The sequence below is a fragment of the Pararhodospirillum photometricum DSM 122 genome (assembly GCF_000284415.1).
GTDB classification, from domain to species: Bacteria; Pseudomonadota; Alphaproteobacteria; order Rhodospirillales; family Rhodospirillaceae; genus Pararhodospirillum; species Pararhodospirillum photometricum.
The window spans coordinates 1,699,905-1,717,914 of sequence record NC_017059.1 but is presented as its reverse complement, the minus strand read 5'-3'; the positions used below and the strand labels follow the sequence as shown (position 1 = coordinate 1,717,914).

The window sequence follows — 18,010 nt, the reverse complement described above, 5'->3', positions numbered from 1 at the left end:
CATGACCACGACCTTGCTCCAGAACCTCCCCCAGCCCGCCCCCCTTGGGGCCGGCGAGGGGTCGATCCGTCAGCCGCCCGCCAACCTGGAAGCCGAACAGGCCCTCCTGGGGGCCATCATGACCAACAACCGGGTCATGGAACGGGTCACCGAATTTCTCCAGGCCGACCACTTCTCGCACCCGGCCCACCGGCTGATCTTCGAGACGTGCGCGACGCTAATCGAGCGCGGCCACTTGGCCAACCCGGTGACGCTCAAGCCCTACCTGGACCGGCGGCCCGAGTTAGAAGGGGTGGGCGGTGCCGCCTATCTCGTCGATCTCGTGGCCTCGGTGGTGACCATCATCAACGCCGAGGACTACGGCCGGCTGATCCACGACCTGCACCTGCGCCGCGAGCTAATCGCGCTGGGCGAGGATGTGGTCAACGCCGCCTTTGAAACGACCCTTGAGACCACGGCGGTCGATACCATCGAGAGCACCGAGCGCCGCTTGTTCGAGTTGGCGACCACCGGCCAGCAAGACAGCGGGCCGCGCACCTTCCGTGATGCCTTGATTGGCGCCATTGCCATGGCCGAGAGCGCGCACCGGCGCGAGGGCGAGCTGGCCGGCGTGCCGACTCGGCTGGTCGATCTCGACAAGAAGTTGGGCGGCTTGCACGATTCCGACTTGCTGATTCTGGCCGGCCGCCCCTCCATGGGCAAGACGGCGCTGGCGACCACCATTGCGTTTAACGCCGCCTCTCACTTCCTGGACAAATCGCGCGAGGGCGACCCGCTGCGCTGCGTGGCTTTTTTCTCGCTCGAAATGTCGGCCGAGCAGCTAGCAACGCGTATTTTGTCGGAGCAGGCCGAGGTCTCGTCGCACCGTTTGCGCACGGGCGAGTTGGCCAACGAGGATTTCGACCGGGTGGTCCAGGTGGCGACCGCCTTGCACACCGTGCCCTTGTTCATCGACGACACCCCGGCGCTGACCGTGTCGGCCATGCGCACCCGCTGCCGCCGTCTGGCGCGTTCGATCGGCGGCTCCCAGGGCAATGGCCTGGGCATGATCGTGGTTGACTATCTTCAGTTGTTGCAAGCCGGCAAGAGCGAGCGAGCCGATGGCCGTGTTCAGGAAGTCTCGGCCATCACCCGGGGGCTCAAGGCGCTGGCCAAGGAACTGAACGTGCCGGTGCTGGCCCTCTCGCAGTTGTCACGTCAGGTGGAGCAGCGCGACGATAAGCGCCCGCAGTTGTCCGACTTGCGTGAATCCGGCTCCATCGAGCAGGACGCCGACGTGGTCATGTTCGTGTTCCGCGAGCAGTACTACCTAGAGCGCGCCCAACCCTTGCGCAAGGGCGACGAAAGCGAGGACCGGTTCACGGAACGCACCGCCGCCTGGATGAAGCGTTGCGAGGAGGCCCATAACCGGGCCGAGGTGATCGTCGCCAAGCAACGTCACGGCCCGATTGGCTCGGTCGGTCTGTTCTTTGATGGCAATTATACCCGTTTTGGCAACCTCCAGGGCGGCGAGCCGCCCATGGACATGGATATGTGACCGCTTTCATCATGGAAACCTCCGCTTCTGCCCGACTGGAGGACGCTGACGCCCGCGAGAGCCGCGCCACCGCCCGCCTCACCGTTGACGTGGACGCCATTGTCGCCAACTGGCGGACCGTGGTCTCCCAGGTGCCCCCCGAGGTCCGCGCCGCCGGCGTTCTCAAAAGCGATGCCTACGGCTGCGGTGCCCGCTTGGTGTTGCCGGCTTTGGCCGAGGCCGGGTGCCGCGACTTTTTTGTCGCCCTAATCGACGAAGGCTTGGCCGTGCGCGACCTGCTGCCGTCTGGGGGGCGCCTGTTCGTGCTGTCGGGGCCACCGGCCGGGGTGGAGGAGGCGATGATGGCCACCGGCCTGATCCCCTCGCTCAACAGCGTCCAGCAACTCCAGGCCTGGGCGGCGGCGGGACGCCGGCGCGGCACCCCGGCCCCGGCGGCGTGGCATGTCGATACCGGCATGACCCGCCTGGGCCTGGATCTGCCCGAATTGGCGGCGGCGGCCTGCGATCCCGAGTTGCTGACGTGGGCGCCGCCGCTGCTGCTGATGAGCCATCTGGCATGCGCCGACGAGCCGGCCCATCCTCAAAACGCCGCCCAGGCCGAGGCCTTCCGCCATGCCCGCACCTTGCTACCCGAAGTCGAGGCCTCGCTTGGCAATTCGGCCGGCACCTTCCTGGGTCCAACCTTCCAGGGCGACCTCGTGCGCCCCGGCGCCGCCCTGTACGGGATCAACCCCACCCCGGGCCGTCCCTCCCCCGTGCGCCCGGTGGTGCGCCTGGAGGCCCGGATTCTCCAGGTGCGGCAAATTGACACCCCCCGATGGGTTGGCTATGGTGCGTCCATTCGTCTGCCCGCTGGCCGGCGCATCGCCACTGTCGGGGTGGGATATGCCGACGGCTACCCCCGGGCGGCGGGGAATCAGGGCGTGGGAGTACTCGCCGGAATCCGGGTGCCAGTCATCGGCCGGGTGTCCATGGACCTGATCACCCTTGACGTCAGCGCTGTTCCCGAACACGAAGCGAGGCCGGGGGCCATGATCGACCTGCTGGGAGCCGATTACACCGTCGATGAGCTGGCCGCCGTGGCCGGCACCATCGGCTACGAAATCCTGACCCGTCTGGGGCCGCGCTGCCCGCGTCGGGTGGGGTCCCTCCCTGCCGCCCTTCCCGGATCCGGGAGTTCCGCATGACCCTGCTTGCCCTGATCGGCCGGGTGTTCCTGACCTTTCTGCGCCATGTGGGGCGGCTGACCCTCTTTGCGGGGACGGCGCTTGGCCACTGCGTCCGGCCCCCGTTTTTTCCGCGTCTGATCGTCCGGCAGATGATCGAAATCGGCTACTACTCCTTGCCGGTGGTGGGCCTCACCGCCATCTTCACCGGCATGGTGCTGGCCTTGCAAAGCCATACCGGCTTTGCCCGCTTCTCGGCCGAGGGTGCCATCGCCACCGTGGTGGCGTTGTCCATGACCCGCGAGTTGGGACCGGTGCTGGCCGGCTTGATGGTCGCCGGGCGCATTGGCGCGTCCATGGCCGCCGAGATCGGCACCATGCGCGTCACCGAGCAGATCGACGCCCTGACCACGCTGTCCACCAATCCCTTCAAGTATCTGGTGGTGCCGCGCCTGCTCGCCGGGCTCACCATGCTGCCGATCTTGGTGATGGTCGCCGATATCATCGGCATTTTTGGTGGCTACCTGATTGGCACGACCAAGCTGGGCTTCACCCCGGCCGGTTACATTGGCCGGACCTGGGAGTTTCTGGAGACCATGGACGTGGTCAGCGGTCTGGTGAAGGCGGCGGTGTTCGGCTTCGTCATTGCCCTGATGGGCTGCTACCATGGCAGCCACTCCAACGGCGGCGCCCAGGGCGTGGGCAAGGCGACCACCAACGCTGTGGTTAGCGCCTCGATCCTGATCCTGGTTCTCAACTACCTTCTCACCGAACTGTTCTTCGCCCAATGACGCCCAAAATCGCGCTCTCGGGCCTGCGCAAGGCCTTCGGACCCAAGGTGGTGCTCGACGGGCTGGACCTTGAGGTCAACCCCGGGGAATCCCTGGTCATCATCGGCGGCTCCGGCACGGGAAAGTCGGTGGCCCTCAAGTGCATTCTGGGCCTCTTGCGCCCCGATGGCGGCTCGATCCGTATCGACGGCGAGGAAACCATCACCCTTTCGGGCCGGGCGCGCGAGCGCTTGATGACGCGTTTTGGCATGCTGTTCCAGGGCGCCGCCTTGTTCGACAGCCTGCCGGTCTGGGAAAACGTGGCCTTCGGTCTGATCCAGGGCCACGGCATGCGCCGACGTCTGGCGCGCGACGCGGCGGTGGAAACCCTGGCCCAGGTCGGTCTGAGCGCCGATGTCGCCGACCTCACGCCCTCGGAACTCTCGGGGGGCATGCAAAAGCGCGTGGGACTCGCTCGCGCCATTGCCAGCAAGCCCGAGATCATCTTTTTCGACGAACCGACCACCGGCCTTGATCCCATCATGGCCGACGTGATCAACGACCTGATCTTGAAGTGCGTGCGCACCCTGGGCGCCACCGCCTTGTCGATTACCCATGACATGGCCAGCGCCCGCAAGATCGCCGACCGGGTGGCCATGCTCCACCAGGGCCAGGTGATCTGGGAGGGCCCAGCCGCCGCGGTCAAGGATTCGGGCAACCCCTACGTGGACCAGTTCGTCCACGGCCGGGCCGAGGGGCCCATCCGCATGCGCGTGCGTGCCTGATGGCCCGGCCCAGCACGCGCTATGTCTGCCAGTCCTGCGGTGCCGTATCGCCGCGCTGGATCGGGCGCTGCGAAGCCTGCGGCGAGTGGAACACCTACCAGGAAGAAGCCCCGGCCGAGCCCCTGACCAAGGGCCAAACAGGCGGGCAGGGCGGGCGGCTTGTCTCTCTGGTTGGCCTGGAGGGCAGCGCCCCGCCGCCGCCTCGCCTGCCCACCGGCATGGCCGAACTGGACCGGGTGACCGGCGGCGGCCTTGTCCCGGGCTCGGCCCTGCTGGTCGGCGGCGATCCGGGGATCGGCAAGTCCACCCTCATGCTCCAGGTGACGGCGGCCTTGGCCCGGGGCGGGGCGCGCTGCGCCTATCTCTCGGGCGAAGAGGCGGTGGATCAAGTGCGCCTGCGCGCCCGGCGCCTGGGGCTCACCGACGCGCCGGTCGGGCTGGCCTCCACCACCAATCTGCGCGACATCCTGGCCACCCTCGACAGCGGCACCCCCCCCGAGGTGGTGGTCATCGACTCCATCCAAACCATGGTGCTCGATACCCTGGACTCGGCGCCGGGGACGGTCTCCCAGGTGCGCACCGGGGCCTTGGAGCTGATCCGGGCGGCCAAGCGGCGCTCCTTTGTTTTGTTTCTCATCGGCCACGTCACCAAGGATGGCCAGTTGGCCGGCCCCCGGGTAATGGAGCACATGGTGGACTGTGTGCTCTATTTCGAGGGCGAGCGCGGCCACCAGTTTCGGATTTTGCGCGCGGTCAAAAACCGCTTTGGCGCCACCGACGAAATCGGCGTGTTCGCCATGTCGGACCAGGGCCTGAGCGAGGTGGCCAACCCCTCGGCCCTGTTTCTGGCCGAGCGGCGCGGCAATGTCACGGGATCGTGCGTCTTTGCCGGGGTCGAGGGCACCCGGCCCATGCTGGTGGAAATCCAGGCCCTGGTCGCGCCGGCCAGCCAAGGCACCCCCCGACGCGCCGTGGTCGGCTGGGACAGCGGGCGCCTTGCCATGGTGTTGGCTGTCCTTGACGCCCGGTGCGGCCTTGCGCTCGCCGGCAATGATGTATATCTGAACGTGGCCGGTGGCTTGAGGATCGGCGAACCGGCGGCGGACCTTGCGGTTGCCGCGGCCCTTCTGTCTTCGTTTCTGGGTGTGCCCACCCCCGCCGACATGGTCGTGTTCGGGGAGATCGGCCTTTCGGGCGAGGTGCGGACGGTGGCGCAAACGGACAGCCGCCTCAAGGAAGCCGCCAAATTGGGCTTTACCCAAGCCCTGATGCCCGCCCGCCCCCGCGACGGATCCAGGCGCGCTGGCAGCGGGGCCGGGGTCAGGGAAGGACTCAGCATGCGTGACATTGGGCATCTCCAGGACCTGGTGGTCCTGTTCGGTCCCCCCGAGCCGGGGCGCCCCGCCGCCAAGGCCCCCCACGGCAAGGGAGCCGGGGGCAAGGACACGCCCGCATGAGTGGCTGGCTCATCAACCCCATCGACGTGGCGGTGCTGGCCGTGCTGCTGCTCTCGGCGGCCTTGGCTTTCGTGCGCGGCTTCGTTCACGAGGTGCTGTCCGTGGCCGCCTGGGCCGGCGCTGTCGTGGTGGCGCTTTGGGGCCAGCCGCTGCTCGCCCCCTCGTTTCGCGACCTCATGCCCAAGTTTCCCTGGGCCGGCGAGGCCGCCGCCGCTGCGGTGTTGTTCCTCGTCGCCCTGATCGCGCTTTTTACCCTGACCGCCATGATCGCCAAGCAGGTGCGCAAGACCGCGCTCAACCCGCTCGACCGCTCCTTGGGATTCTTGTTTGGCCTCGTGCGCGGCGCGGTCATCTTGGTGGCGCTGTCCGTGGGCGTGAGCTGGATCATGCCCCCTGATAAGCGTCCCGACTGGATCCGCAGCGCCGCCAGCATGCCGCTTCTGGATCGGGGCACAACGGTCGCCGTCTCAATGCTGCCCGACTCCCTGCGCGGGCGCGAGGAAGACACCCGGGCCAAGGCCCCCGCCGCTCAGGACCAGATCGAAACCCTTCTTGACGCCGGTCGCGCGGTCCAAGACGCCGGGCACGCCGTCCAGAATGCCCAAAGTCACTTCGAGCGACTGGCCGATCCCCAGCCCGTCGCCACGCCCCAGGACCCCACCAGCCCCACCGGCTACGGCAACGGCCAGCGGCGCGAAATGGACCGCCTTATCGAAAGCACCCGGTAGGTTCACCGGGCAAGGAACCCGCCCATGACAACACCCGCCTGTTTTTCCCTGTCCCCTTTCGCCAGCGCCGACGATCTGGAGGGCGATACCCTGCACGAGGAGTGCGGGGTGTTCGGGGTGTACAACGACCCCGACGCGGCGGCCCACGTCGCCCTGGGGCTGCACGCCCTGCAACACCGGGGACAGGAAGCGGCGGGCATCGTCTCCTTCGACGGCACCCAGTTCCACGCCGCCAAGGGCCCCGGCCACGTCTCGGAGAACTTCCGCTCCGACCAGTTGATGACCGAGCTGAAAGGCCGCACCGCCATCGGCCATGTCCGCTATTCCACCAGCGGCGGCGCCGTAATGCGCAACATTCAGCCGCTCTTTGCCGAATTCGCCTTCGGCGGCTTGGCCATCGCCCACAACGGCAACCTGACCAACGCCCTCACCTTGCGTGAGACCCTGGTCAACCGGGGCTGTCTGTTCCAGTCCACCAGCGACACCGAGGTGATCATCCACCTCATCGCCATCTCGATCTGCTCCTCGGTGGAAGAGCGCATCATTGATGCCTTGCGTCAGGTCCAGGGCGCCTACTCCATCGTTGCCCTGACCAACACCGCCTTGATCGGCGTGCGCGACCCCATGGGCATCCGCCCGCTGGTTCTGGGCCACCTTGATGGCGCCTACCTGCTGGCTTCCGAGACCTGCGCCCTCGACATCATCGGCGCCGAGTTCGTGCGCGACATCGAGCCCGGCGAACTGGTGGTCATCACCGAGGCCGGTGTCACCTCCCAGCGGCCCTTCGCCGTGCAGCCGTCCCACTTCTGCGTCTTCGAGTACATCTACTTCGCCCGCCCGGATAGCGTGGTCGAGGGCCGCAGCGTCTACGACGTGCGCAAGGCCATCGGCCGGGAACTGGCCCGCGAAAGCAATGTCGAGGCCGATGTGGTGGTCCCGGTACCGGACTCCGGGGTGCCCAGCGCCCTGGGCTACGCCGCCGAGGCCGGTTTGCCCTTCGAGTACGGCATCATCCGCAACCACTATGTCGGCCGGACCTTCATTCAACCGACCGACAAGACCCGCAATCTGGGCGTCAAGCGCAAGCACAACCCCAACCGCAGCCAGCTTGAGGGCAAGCGGGTCGTCCTGGTCGATGATTCCATCGTGCGCGGCACCACCTCGACCAAGATCGTCGAGATGGTCCGGCAGGCCGGCGCCGTTGAGGTGCACATGCGCATCTCCAGCCCGCCAACGACGTATCCTTGCTTCTATGGGATTGATACCCCAGAGCGGGAAAAGCTGTTGGCCGCCAATTATACCCTTGAGGACATGGCCCGGCTGCTCGGCGTGGACAGTCTCGCGTTCGTCAGCCTGGAGGGGCTCTACCGCGCCGCTGGCTGCCCGGTCCGCGATCCCCATGTTCCCCAGTTCTGCGATGCCTGTTTCTCGGGCAGCTACCCCATCGCCAACAAGGATCGGGCCTTGGCCTCGGCAGCGCGCAAGCCGATTTTGTTTCGCGACTGAGGTAAAAAAGGAAGGCTGGGGAGGCAGAGCCTCCCCAGACCCCTCCCTTTATGACCCACAATTGTCATGGCACAAAGGCGCGGGGCGTGCCACGTCCTGCGGCCCGGGTGTTTAGCAGCAGGAGAGCCTCAGCATGGCCGGCCGTTTGCAAGATCGTCTTTGTTTCATCACCGGCGCCTCACGCGGCATCGGCCGGGCCGTGGCCCGCTTGTTCGCGGCCGAAGGGGCTCACGTCATCGCCATGGCCCGCACCGAGGGCGGGCTGGCCGAGCTGGATGACGAAATCCGCACCGCCGGCGGGATCCCCCCGACCCTGATCAAGGAAGACCTGACCAACTTCGAGGCCCTCGACCAGATCGGCGCCGCCCTGTTCGAGCGCTTCGGCAAGCTCGACGTTCTGGTGGGCAACGGCGGCATGCTGGGCACCCTCACCCCCATGGGCCACATCAAGCCCAAGGAGTGGGACAAGGTTTTGGCCACCAACCTGACCGCCAACTATCGCCTGATCCGCTCTTTCGAGCCGCTGTTGCGCCAGTCCGACGCCGGGCGCGCCATCTTCGTCACCTCCGGCGCCGCCGATGGCCGTCATCCGTTCTGGGCAACCTATGCGGTGTCCAAGGGCGCCTTGGAGGTCATGGTCAAGACCTGGGCCACCGAGATGGAAAAGACCTCCCTTCGCGTCAACCTCATCAACCCGGGGCGCACCCGCACTGGCATGCGCGGTGAAGCCTACCCCGGCGAGGATCCCGAAACCCTCCCGCCCCCGGAAGACATCGCCCCGGCTTTTCTGGCGTTGGCGGTGCCCGAGTGTGCGTGCACCGGTACGGTGGTGAACGCGCAGGGGTAGGGGAAAGGGAAGACTGGGGAGGCAGCGGCCTCCCCAGACCCCTCGGTCGGCAGCGGCCAGGACAAAGGCCTCCAGGCCCTTGCTCGGCCGCCGGTCACGGGCGAGGCGGACGAGTGGACCCGGGGGGTGCCGGGCAGCGAGGACATCAGGGCTGGCCACCACGCCACGGGATCCTCGTGACGGGGCAGGGGCACCACGCCGACCGTGGCCCGCCCTTCGCCCACTTCCTGCACCACTTGCCCGACCGACTGGTGAACCGTGGCCGAGGTGAAGGAGCCGTATTGATTGCGGGCCAGTTCCAGGTAGCCGGCGCCGCGCTCGGGCATCCATACGGCCATGGTGATGCGGCCTTGCATGGAGACGACCACACTGAAAATCTCGCGCCACAGGCGGATCAGCACGCGCCGGGGAAAGGGGCCGCTGTGGCGGGCGACCAGTCGGCGCAACACCGCCGCCTCGCGTCCGGGGCGCAGATAGACGGCCGAGCCCTCGGCCATCTTGGCGATGCGGATCTGGTCGGCCAGTTGGGCCCGACGCATGATCTGGTCGTGGATGGCATCGTCGATGGCATCGATCTCGGCCCGCAGGGGATCCAGCGAGGAAGACGGGTCGGTCATCGGAACTCCGCGAATCTGGAAACGGCGGCCAACCGGACGAGCAGAACCGGCGCGTCCGACGAAGGAAGGGGGGCATTTGGTGTACGCCGATCCGGGGGAGAAAAGCAAAAAGAAAAGGCTGGGGAGGTGCGGCCTCCCCGGACCCCTCGGTCCCTTGGGGGCGAGGCCCGAGGACGGGAGGGGAGGGGGCCCTCGCAAAGAAAGCGTTGACAGGGGGGCGTGCCCTTTCCACCCTGTGCCCCCGGACCCTCGGCCGGCTGCGCCCGGCGGGGGTCCTGTGCCTTTTCGGAGCTTGGCCCTTGACCCCTCTTCCCCCGGGGACTCCCGGATCCGTACCCCTGGAAAACCACCTCGTTACCGTGTGCCAGGACGCCCCCCTGCCGCTCGACAGCGGGGCCACGCTGGGGCCCGTCACCTTGGCCTATCAGACCCAGGGCGTGCTCAACGCCGAGCGTTCCAACGCGATTTTGGTCTGTCACGCCCTCACGGGGGATCACTATATCACCGGCCCCCATCCCGTGACCGGCAAGCCCGGTTGGTGGGAAGATCTGGTGGGGCCGGGCAAGTTGATCGACACCCGGCGCTATTTCGTGGTGTGTGCCAACGTGCTGGGCGGCTGCATGGGCACCACCGGGCCGCGTTCGATCAATCCCGACACCGGCCAGCTCTGGGGGCTCACCTTTCCGGTCATTACCATTGGCGACATGGTGCGGGCCCAGGCGCGGCTGCTGGACCATTTGGGCATTGAGCGCCTGTTTTGTGCCATTGGCGGCTCGATGGGCGCCATGCAGGTTCTGCAATGGTCGGTGGCCTATCCCGAGCGGGTCCAGGCCGCCGTGGTCATTGCCGGGTCGTGGCGCCATTCCGCTCAGAACATCGCCTTTCACGAGGTCGGCCGCCAAGCGATCATGGCCGACCCCGACTGGTGCGGCGGTGATTACCTGAGCCACGGCCGAGTCCCCCAGCGTGGCCTCGCCGTGGCCCGCATGACCGCCCACATTACCTACCTGTCCGAGCCGGCCTTGCACCGCAAATTTGGCCGTAAGCTGCAAAACCCAAGCGAAGGGGTCAGCTATGGCTTCGAGGCCGATTTCCAAGTCGAGAGCTATTTGCGCCACCAGGGCGCCAGCTTCGTGAAGCGCTTCGACGCCAACAGCTACCTCTATATTACCCGGGCCATGGACTACTTCGACCTTGCCGCCCCCCACGACGGCGTGCTGGCCCGGGCCTTCCAGAAGACCCCCACCCGGTTTTGCCTGATTTCCTTCTCGTCCGACTGGCTGTTCCCCACAGCCGAAAGCCGGGCCATCGTGCGTGCCCTGACCGCGGCGGCCGCCAATGTGAGTTTTGTCGAGGTCACGACCGACAAGGGCCACGACGCCTTCTTGCTCGACGAACCCGCCTTTCACGAAACCCTGAGCGGCTTCCTTGAGGGGCTGGCCCAAAAAGCCGGCCTCGCGCCGCGTGTCCCGGAGGCCCGTTCATGACCCCGGCCAGCCCCACCGGCGCCATCCGTTACGACTTGCGGCTGATCGCCGCTATGATTTCCCCTGGTGCTCGCGTGTTGGACGTGGGCTGCGGCGATGGCGAACTCCTGGCCCATCTGGATGCCACCAAGCAGGTGGACGGGCGCGGCATCGAACTGTCCATGGCCGGGGTGGCGGCGGCCGTGGCCCGAGGCGTGTCCGTCATTCAGGGCGACGCCGATACCGACTTGTGCGACTACCCCGCCGGCGCGTTCGATTATGCCATCTTGAGCCAGACCCTCCAGGCCACCGAACGCCCGCGCGAGGTGTTGGAAAACCTGCTGCGCATCGCCGAGCGGGCCATTGTGTCCTTCCCCAACTTTGGCTTCTGGCTCTGGCGCGCCCAAGTGTTCTTCCAGGGGCGCATGCCCAAAAGCGCGGCCCTGCCCTATGAGTGGTGGAGCACGCCGAACATTCATTTTTGTACGTTTCGTGATTTTCTGGCCCTGTGCCACGCCATGGATATCGTGGTCGAGCGGGCCTTGTCCCTGGACGCCAGCGGCCGCCATCAAGGCTTCTCCGCCGTCAGCCCGCTCGCCAACCTGCTGGGAGCCCAGGGGATCTTCGTGCTGCGACGGCCGGGATCTTAAGAAACGAGGGGTCTGGGGAGGCCGCGCCTCCCCAGCCTTGTTTTTTTTACTTCACCAAGCCGGTGACACTGGCCAGGGGAATGGACAGGTTGAGGCTCAGTTCCTCGACCCCCGGGTTGCGGTCGCCGATGTTGGCGTTGGACAGATGGTGCATGGCCACGCCGGCCCGCATGCCGCCGTCGAAGCGCCAGCCGATTTCCAGGCCGGAGCGGAACTCCAGCGGATAGCCCAAGTCACGCCCGCCGCCCCGCTGGTAATACCCCAAGGCGGTGTTGGGCATCACATAGACATGGCGGCCCACCATGATATCGGCCAACAAACCGCCGTACAGGTAAGGTTGAGCCCTCGGTCGAGACTTCAAAACCGGTGAAGGGCCGCAAGAACCACAGAGATTCGTTAGGGCGCCACTCGAAGCGGAACTGGCCGGCGGTGTGCTCATCTTCCTTGAAGTTGAACAAGGTGACGGCGCCGGCCCCGACCACCAGAAGATCGCCCTTATCGGGATTGACGGAGAAAAAGCTCCCCGATGGCGCGCTGGTGCTCGTCCACCATGACGACGAGTTGCCGTTATACAACGACTGCCCCAGGGTCTGGGCGTGGCTCGCGGGGGCCAGCCCGGCCATGACGCCCAGGCCGAGCAGTGCGGCCATCAGTCCGCGTCGAAGGGTGCGCATCGTCATCGTCGTGCCTTCTCCCTGTGTCCGGTCGTGTCCCCGCGGGACCCCAGTCCTTTATGCCGGGAGTTTACACGAGGCGGTGGGGATTTCCCCAGGAGAAAGTAAGAAGGCCGGGGAGGCGCGGCCTCCCCAGCCCCTCGATCTTGCTACTCCTTGCGCCGCAGGTCACGCACGCGCACGGCCTTGCCCTGCGAGCGCGGCAGTTCGCCCGGGCTCAACACCACGACCCGGGTGGTCACGCCGATCAGCGACTTGATGGTGTGGCGCACCTGCTGGCCGACGCTGTCATAGGTGGCGGGGTCCACGCCATCCAGGGCCTCGACCTCGACGGTCAGGCTGTCGAGGTTGCCCTCGCGCTGGAGCACCAGTTGGTAATGGGGCGACAGCCCGGGGCGGCCGATCATCACGGATTCGATCTGCGACGGGTACACGTTGACGCCGCGAATGATCATCATGTCGTCGTTGCGCCCGGTCACGCGCAAGATCCGCACATGGGTGCGGCCGCAGGCGCACGGCGCGTCGGTGAGGCGGGTGATGTCGCGCGTGCGATAGCGGATCATCGGCAGCGCCTGCTTGGACAAGGTGGTGATGACCAACTCGCCCTGTTCCCCAAGCGGCAGCGGCTCCAGGGTTTCGGGGTCGATGACCTCGAACAGGAAATGGTCTTCCCAGCCGTGCAGGCCGTTTTGCTGCACGCACTCCACGGCGACGCCTGGCCCCATGATCTCGGAGAGGCCATACACATCGACGGCGCGGATGCCCAGGCGGTCTTGCAACTCCTGGCGCATGCCCTGCGACCAGGGCTCGGCGCCGAACAGGCCGACGCGCAGCGGGCCGTTTTTGAGGTCAACGCCCTTGCGTTCGGCCTCCTCGGCGATGTTGAGGGCGTAGGACGGCGTGGCGCACAGCACGTTGGCGCCGAAATCCGAGATCAGCATCACCTGCTTTTCGGTGTTGCCGCCCGACATCGGCACCACCGAGCAGCCCAGGCGCTCGGCGCCATAGTGGGCGCCCAGGCCACCGGTAAACAGGCCGTACCCATAGGCGTTGTGCACGATGTCGCCGGGGGTGGCCCCTCCCGACATGAAGCAGCGTGCCATCAGATTCCCCCACAGGGCGAGGTCGTCCGGGGTGTAGCCGACCACGGTCGGGCGGCCGGTCGTGCCCGAGGAGGCATGCAGGCGCACCACCTTTTCGCGCGGCACGGCAAACATGCCAAACGGATAGCCTCGGCGCAGGTCATCCTTCACCGTAAAGGGAAAGCGCGCCAAGTCCTCCAGGCTCTTCAGATCCTCGGGCTTGACGCCCTTGGCATCGAACGCCGCCCGGGTGTGGGGAACGTTGGCATAGGCGTGGGCCAAGGTGGCTTGGAGCCGCGTCAGTTGGAGGGCCGCAATCTGATCACGCGGCATGGTTTCCGCGGGTCTGTCAAAGTACATGCCATCCTCAACCGTGCTGCTCATGCTACTCCCCCTGTCGCCTTGTGGCATCGTGTTGCGGGAAAGGGCCTTGCATAGCCCATTGCGTCCCACGCGTCCACGTGCTCTTGGCAGTCGGGGAAGCTAAGGCTGGGGAGGCGGGGCCTCCCCAGACCCCTCTGTCCATGGGGACAAGGGTCACGCGGAGGGCCATAGGGAACGTGGGGTCTGGGGAGGCCCGCCTCCCCAGCCTTCCCTTTCTCTCGCTAGGAAGCCAACCGGGCCACCTTGGCCTTCAGCCGCTTGTCAAGCGAGGCGACCGGCAGGCAGAACCGCTCGTGGGTGCCGCGCGCCACCACTTCGGCGGTATCACGCACCTCGGCCTCAAAGCGCACCCGAGACCCCTCGATCTCGGCCACCCGCACCGTGATATTGACCCGCGCTCCCAGCGGCGTGGCCGCCACATGCGAGAGCCCCACCGCCGTGCCCACCGAATCCCACCCGGAATCCACGTGGGCCAGCAGGAGGTCTCGGCACGCATATTCGATGTCGCTGATAATCTGGTAGGTCGCGTAGACCCGCAGGGAGTCCCCGAGAAAGGTGATGGTGCGCGCCGCATCGACGCTCAGATGGCGGGTCAGGCAGAGGCCTTCGTGCAGCGTCGTCTTCATGGCCGGTCCTCCCTTGCGTGGTCTTGCCGCCGGGTCTGGTGCCCGGCTGGGGGGGCCAGCTTAGGAGAGTGAAATGCGCACGGCAATGCGGATTATAGACAAAGAATCCGGCCCTCCCTGCTCACTCTCCGTGCGCCGGCAGGAACAACATCACCGTGGTGCCGCGCCCAAGCTCGCTCTCCAACCCGATATCCCAGCCGTGGGTTTCAACAATACGCCGCACCACGGCCAGTCCAATGCCCTGGCCGGGCCGGATCCGCGCGCTCTCCAGCCGCTTGAACACCTGGAACACCACCTCGCGGTCTTCTGGCGCAATCCCTACCCCGTTGTCGGTCACAAGAATGCGCCAGCCCTTGGCCAAGGGCTGGGCGGTGATGCGAAGGACGGGGGSCTGGTCGGGCTTGTGGTATTTGAGGGCGTTGCCCATGAGGTTTTGAAACAAGGAAACCAGTTGGACAAAATCGCCCCGGACTCGGGGCAGGGGAGCCACGCTGACCTGGGCCTTGGTGTCGGCAATGACGGCGCTCAGGTTGCCGAGCGCGCCTTCAACGACCGTGTCGAGGTCGATATCAATCAAGGTCGGTGGAGCGCCGAACACCCGCGACAGTTCCAGCGACGAGTGAATCAGAGTATCCAGGCGGCGCACCCCCTCGGTCATGAAGCCGAGAAACGTGTCGGCCTCCGGGTCAAGGCGTCCCTGATAGCGCCGGTGCAGGAGTTGGGCATAGGCGCCAATGGTCCGCACCGGCTCGTGCAGGTCGTGGGAGACCATGTAGGCAAAGCGTTCCAGGTCGGCGTTGGAGCGGGTCAGGGCTTCGAGCATGCGCAGGCGCTGGGCCTCGTTTTGTTTGCGCTCGCTGATGTCCTGGGCCATCACCAAAATGGCCGGACCGTCGTTTTCCTCAATGACACTGAGCGACAGCGTGACCGGGAACACGGTGCCGTCGCGGCGCCGATGTTGGCTTTCGAAGGTCTGCTCCTCGGGGGTGCGCAAGGTGCGCCAAAATTCGGCGGGATCGGGAAGCCCGCCCACCTTGGGATCCACATCCCAGACGGACAGGTGCAAAAGCTCGTCGCGGGAGTAGCCCAGCTTGGCGCAGGCCCGGGGGTTGACGTCGAGAAAACGCCCCTCGAGATCATGCACGAACAGGCCCCAGGTTGCCTGATCAAACAGGCGGCGGAAGCGGCGCTCCGATTTGGCGTGGGCCTCCTCGGCGCGCTTCTTGGCGTCGATATCCCGGCCCACGCCGATGATGGCCACGAGCGCTCCGGTCGCGTCCACCACCCCGGTATCCTGCCACCCAAACCAGCGCCAGCCCGAGACCGTAAGCGCGCGTTGTTCCATGTAGGCTTGGTGGGGCGGATGCTCCAGGTCGGCCATCGCCGCCAGGGTCGCGGCTTGGTCGTCCTCGTGGACCAGGGGAAGAAAGGGGCGCCCCAGCAGGGCTTCGGGCGGATGGCCGAAGGTTTCGCAGTAGGTGGGATTAACATACAAAAGCCGGCCCTGCCGATCGACCTTGACCACTAGCAGAGATTGGTTTTCAACCAATAAGCGGAACAGGGCTTCGTCGCGCTCGACCTTTTCCCGTCGCTGGTGGGCGCTGTAAAGTTCCACCACCATCATAGCCAGGAGCCGGGCCTGGGTGCGGGTTTCCGCCACCAGATCCAGGGACGTCTCGGCATCGTGCTGCACGATGACCTGATCCAAGGCAGCGGGATCAACGTGGTAGCGCTGGGCGATGGCGCGGCGCTGGGAGGGGTCGGCCGGGGGGCGGCCTTGGGCCAAACACAAAACGCCCAGGATCTCTTCGCCCAGGATCAAGGGGGTGGCATGAAGCAAGAGCCCGCCGGGGCAGGGGGCCAAGTCAACCGGTTGACGTGTGGCCAGGGCCGCACGGGCTGCCCGGGCGCGACAGTCGTTATGGCAGAGCCAGCGCGGGTCGTTTTGGGCCTGACGCCACGACGGCTCCTCGCATAAGGCCAAGGAGGCCTGATCGAGAAACCGGCAATAGGCCCCCGATCGGCTTTCGGTGGCCAGCATGCCATCGGCTTCGAACAGGCTGGCCGAGGTGCCGGACACCCCCACACAGCCTTCCAGCAGGCTTTCCAGACAAGCCATCCCGATCACCGCTCCCAGACGGGGAGACGACGGGGACGAAGGCGGCGGGGAAGGGCCATCGTGCGCCACGGTGTGCGCCATGATTCGCTCCTTTTACGAGTCTCCCCGGTTCCCCCTCCAGAGGAGTCCCCTGCGACGGAAAAAGAACAACTTGTCGGCGATACCGCATCTTCGTTTGTATACCGAAAGGACCGTGAGGGCGTCAATGCCCCAGGTCCCTCCTTTCCTCGGGCATCATCCCCAAGCGACCGAGGGGGCAGGGGAGTTCTCCCCTCCCCAGCCGTCCTTTTTTTATTTCTTGGGCCGCGTTGCCTCCAACCCCCGGGCCTCGACCGCCTCGCTGACCTGGTCGGCCAACCGCAAGGCGCGCAGCAGCAGGGTTTGGACCAAGGCCGTCAGGGCTCGGTCGCGGCCGCGTGCCGCCAGAGCCTCGCGGCTTTCCCGGGCTAACCCGGCCAGAACCGGCACAAAGCGCAAGGTCAGGCTCAAGGCGAAGGCCACCGCGCGGGGCTCCAGCCCAACCACCCGCAGCGGCCGCAGCAGACCCTCCAACACCGCCATCATCGCCGAAAGAGAGGTGGTGTAGGTCACCAAGGTTGCGGCGAGAATCAAGGGGGTGAGCCGAGCACAGACCACGGCCCCCGCCTCGGGCCCCATCACCCAGGCCTGCGACAATCCGATCAGGCCGACCAGAGGCACCAAGCTCCAGAGCAGGCGTCCCAGTCGCCGCCCGACCCCCGCCAGCGGATAGGCCAGCGTCACCGTTGCCAGCCCCCCCAGCAGGAGCCAAAGGTCATCCACCAGCACCAAGCCGGTGCTGAGAGCGGCCAGCCCCGCCAGTTTGAGCCAAGCCGGCAGGCGGTGCAGCCAGGAGCGGCCCGGCACATGCAAGGCGTCGATCACGGCCGCTCCCGCCCCGCGATCAAGGCCTCATAAAAGGCGCAGGCCTCGGCGGGCGGGCCATCGGCCACCACCTGTCCGCCATCCAGCACCAACACCCGGTCAAACGGCGCCAGCAGCTCCAAGTCATGGGTGGCCAGCACCACGCGCTGGGGCAAATCGGCCATCAACCGGGCAAACAGGCGCCGGCCGGCCAGATCCAACTGGGTGGTCGGCTCGTCCATCAAGAGAATCTCGGGCTCCAGGGCCAAGACGGCGGCCAGGGCCAGACGCTGCTTTTCGCCGCCCGACAAGGCATAGGCCGGCCGCTCGGCAAACCCGGCCAGCCCTACCCGGGCCAGCGCCGCCTCGACCCGCGCCGTGGTTTCGGCGCGCCCCAGCTTCAACGGCGCTAGGCCAAAGGCGATGTCCTCGCCCGGGGTCGGCATAACGATCTGCGCCTCGGGCGACTGGAACAAAAACCCCACCTTGCGCCGCACCTGTCGAGTCTCGCGGCCCACCTCCAGGCCATCGACCCACACCGTGCCCTGGCTGGGCCGCATCAAGCCGTTGAACAGCCGCACCAGGGTGCTTTTGCCCGCACCATTGGCGCCGATCAGGCCGACCCGGGGGTCGCGCAGGCACACAGTTCAGGTCGCGCAGCAAAACCCGCCCGTCGTCGGGCAGGACCACGCTGACGCCTTCCAGCACCAGGGC

General features: G+C 66.7%; 18 protein-coding genes. 10 read left to right on the top strand and 8 right to left on the bottom strand.

Going from position 1 to position 18,010, the window contains the following annotated elements:
• Window position 1 precedes the first annotated feature (1 nt).
• The 8 genes from RSPPHO_RS07595 to RSPPHO_RS07560 all read left to right on the top strand — a co-directional run bounded on the left by RSPPHO_RS07595 (window position 2) and on the right by RSPPHO_RS07560 (window position 8,796).
• Complete coding sequence (locus tag RSPPHO_RS07595; protein ID WP_014414688.1) at window positions 2-1,537, top strand: replicative DNA helicase; 1,536 nt, start codon at window positions 2-4, stop codon at window positions 1,535-1,537.
• Between the two features lie 11 nt (window positions 1,538-1,548).
• Entirely contained in the window at window positions 1,549-2,724 is a 1,176-nt protein-coding gene (gene alr, locus RSPPHO_RS07590; RefSeq protein ID WP_051014004.1) for an alanine racemase, read from the top strand.
• Window positions 2,721-3,494, top strand: a complete 774-nt coding sequence (locus RSPPHO_RS07585; protein WP_014414686.1) for an MlaE family ABC transporter permease — start codon at window positions 2,721-2,723, stop codon at window positions 3,492-3,494. The genes alr and RSPPHO_RS07585 overlap by 4 nt, the downstream gene beginning before the upstream one ends.
• Window positions 3,491-4,258 carry an ABC transporter ATP-binding protein gene (locus tag RSPPHO_RS07580; protein ID WP_014414685.1) on the top strand — a complete coding sequence of 256 codons (768 nt, stop codon included), beginning with the start codon at window positions 3,491-3,493 and terminating at the stop codon, window positions 4,256-4,258. Before RSPPHO_RS07585 ends, RSPPHO_RS07580 begins: the two co-directional genes overlap by 4 nt.
• Entirely contained in the window at window positions 4,258-5,715 is a 1,458-nt protein-coding gene (gene radA / locus RSPPHO_RS07575; RefSeq protein ID WP_014414684.1) for a DNA repair protein RadA, read from the top strand. The genes RSPPHO_RS07580 and radA overlap by 1 nt, the downstream gene beginning before the upstream one ends.
• Entirely contained in the window at window positions 5,712-6,443 is a 732-nt protein-coding gene (locus RSPPHO_RS07570) for a CvpA family protein (protein ID WP_014414683.1), read from the top strand. The genes radA and RSPPHO_RS07570 overlap by 4 nt, the downstream gene beginning before the upstream one ends.
• A gap of 24 nt (window positions 6,444-6,467) precedes the next feature.
• Window positions 6,468-7,949, top strand: coding sequence for an amidophosphoribosyltransferase (purF, locus tag RSPPHO_RS07565; RefSeq protein ID WP_014414682.1), 1,482 nt, complete (start codon window positions 6,468-6,470; stop codon window positions 7,947-7,949).
• A gap of 133 nt (window positions 7,950-8,082) precedes the next feature.
• Window positions 8,083-8,796 (top strand): SDR family NAD(P)-dependent oxidoreductase, encoded by a 714-nt coding sequence (locus RSPPHO_RS07560; protein ID WP_014414681.1) that lies wholly within the window; start codon window positions 8,083-8,085, stop codon window positions 8,794-8,796.
• Here RSPPHO_RS07560 and RSPPHO_RS18835 read toward each other — a convergent pair.
• Entirely contained in the window at window positions 8,679-9,413 is a 735-nt protein-coding gene (locus tag RSPPHO_RS18835) for a chorismate mutase (RefSeq protein WP_157879135.1), read from the bottom strand. The genes RSPPHO_RS07560 and RSPPHO_RS18835 overlap by 118 nt on opposite strands.
• 299 nt (window positions 9,414-9,712) lie before the next feature.
• On the opposite strand from RSPPHO_RS18835, the gene metX reads away from it, so the two are divergent.
• Together metX and metW are read left to right on the top strand one after the other, a co-directional pair.
• Complete coding sequence (metX, locus tag RSPPHO_RS07555; protein WP_041796852.1) at window positions 9,713-10,900, top strand: homoserine O-acetyltransferase MetX; 1,188 nt, start codon at window positions 9,713-9,715, stop codon at window positions 10,898-10,900.
• A complete protein-coding gene (metW, locus tag RSPPHO_RS07550) occupies window positions 10,897-11,529 on the top strand; it encodes a methionine biosynthesis protein MetW (RefSeq protein WP_014414679.1) in 633 nt (210 codons plus the stop codon). Before metX ends, metW begins: the two co-directional genes overlap by 4 nt.
• Before the next feature lie 46 nt (window positions 11,530-11,575).
• On the opposite strand, the gene RSPPHO_RS19815 is transcribed toward metW, so the two are convergent.
• From RSPPHO_RS19815 to RSPPHO_RS07520, 7 genes are all read right to left on the bottom strand, one after another.
• Entirely contained in the window at window positions 11,576-11,809 is a 234-nt protein-coding gene (locus RSPPHO_RS19815; RefSeq protein WP_157879134.1) for an acyloxyacyl hydrolase, read from the bottom strand.
• Complete coding sequence (locus tag RSPPHO_RS19810; protein WP_157879133.1) at window positions 11,763-12,209, bottom strand: hypothetical protein; 447 nt, start codon at window positions 12,207-12,209, stop codon at window positions 11,763-11,765. The genes RSPPHO_RS19815 and RSPPHO_RS19810 overlap by 47 nt, the downstream gene beginning before the upstream one ends.
• A gap of 143 nt (window positions 12,210-12,352) precedes the next feature.
• Window positions 12,353-13,669, bottom strand: a complete 1,317-nt coding sequence (locus tag RSPPHO_RS07540; protein ID WP_041794728.1) for a phenylacetate--CoA ligase family protein — start codon at window positions 13,667-13,669, stop codon at window positions 12,353-12,355.
• 221 nt (window positions 13,670-13,890) lie between these two features.
• Window positions 13,891-14,295: a thioesterase family protein gene (locus RSPPHO_RS07535; RefSeq protein ID WP_014414676.1), complete on the bottom strand. Its 405-nt coding sequence runs from the start codon at window positions 14,293-14,295 to the stop codon at window positions 13,891-13,893.
• Between the two features lie 121 nt (window positions 14,296-14,416).
• Window positions 14,417-16,495 carry a PAS domain S-box protein gene (locus tag RSPPHO_RS17705; RefSeq protein WP_014414675.1) on the bottom strand — a complete coding sequence of 693 codons (2,079 nt, stop codon included), beginning with the start codon at window positions 16,493-16,495 and terminating at the stop codon, window positions 14,417-14,419.
• A 210-nt stretch (window positions 16,496-16,705) separates the two neighbouring features.
• The gene (locus RSPPHO_RS07525) at window positions 16,706-17,317 is read right to left on the bottom strand and encodes an energy-coupling factor transporter transmembrane component T family protein (protein ID WP_014414674.1); all 612 of its coding nucleotides are present in this window, start codon (window positions 17,315-17,317) and stop codon (window positions 16,706-16,708) included.
• Window positions 17,314-17,940 carry an energy-coupling factor ABC transporter ATP-binding protein gene (locus tag RSPPHO_RS07520; RefSeq protein ID WP_014414673.1) on the bottom strand — a complete coding sequence of 209 codons (627 nt, stop codon included), beginning with the start codon at window positions 17,938-17,940 and terminating at the stop codon, window positions 17,314-17,316. Before RSPPHO_RS07520 ends, RSPPHO_RS07525 begins: the two co-directional genes overlap by 4 nt.
• Window positions 17,941-18,010 lie beyond the last annotated feature (70 nt).

Excerpts from the sequence above, each read along its gene's own strand:
- RSPPHO_RS07595 (WP_014414688.1), top strand. The coding sequence starts at position 2 with ATGACCACGACCTTGCTCCAGAACCTCCCCCAGCCCGCCCCCCTTGGG.
- alr (WP_051014004.1), top strand. The coding sequence starts at position 1,549 with ATGGAAACCTCCGCTTCTGCCCGACTGGAGGACGCTGACGCCCGCGAG.
- RSPPHO_RS07585 (WP_014414686.1), top strand. The coding sequence starts at position 2,721 with ATGACCCTGCTTGCCCTGATCGGCCGGGTGTTCCTGACCTTTCTGCGC.
- RSPPHO_RS07580 (WP_014414685.1), top strand. The coding sequence starts at position 3,491 with ATGACGCCCAAAATCGCGCTCTCGGGCCTGCGCAAGGCCTTCGGACCC.
- radA (WP_014414684.1), top strand. The coding sequence starts at position 4,258 with ATGGCCCGGCCCAGCACGCGCTATGTCTGCCAGTCCTGCGGTGCCGTA.
- RSPPHO_RS07570 (WP_014414683.1), top strand. The coding sequence starts at position 5,712 with ATGAGTGGCTGGCTCATCAACCCCATCGACGTGGCGGTGCTGGCCGTG.
- purF (WP_014414682.1), top strand. The coding sequence starts at position 6,468 with ATGACAACACCCGCCTGTTTTTCCCTGTCCCCTTTCGCCAGCGCCGAC.
- RSPPHO_RS07560 (WP_014414681.1), top strand. The coding sequence starts at position 8,083 with ATGGCCGGCCGTTTGCAAGATCGTCTTTGTTTCATCACCGGCGCCTCA.
- RSPPHO_RS18835 (WP_157879135.1), bottom strand. The coding sequence starts at position 9,413 with ATGACCGACCCGTCTTCCTCGCTGGATCCCCTGCGGGCCGAGATCGAT.
- metW (WP_014414679.1), top strand. The coding sequence starts at position 10,897 with ATGACCCCGGCCAGCCCCACCGGCGCCATCCGTTACGACTTGCGGCTG.
- RSPPHO_RS19815 (WP_157879134.1), bottom strand. The coding sequence starts at position 11,809 with ATGCCCAACACCGCCTTGGGGTATTACCAGCGGGGCGGCGGGCGTGAC.
- RSPPHO_RS19810 (WP_157879133.1), bottom strand. The coding sequence starts at position 12,209 with ATGACGATGCGCACCCTTCGACGCGGACTGATGGCCGCACTGCTCGGC.
- RSPPHO_RS07540 (WP_041794728.1), bottom strand. The coding sequence starts at position 13,669 with ATGAGCAGCACGGTTGAGGATGGCATGTACTTTGACAGACCCGCGGAA.
- RSPPHO_RS07535 (WP_014414676.1), bottom strand. The coding sequence starts at position 14,295 with ATGAAGACGACGCTGCACGAAGGCCTCTGCCTGACCCGCCATCTGAGC.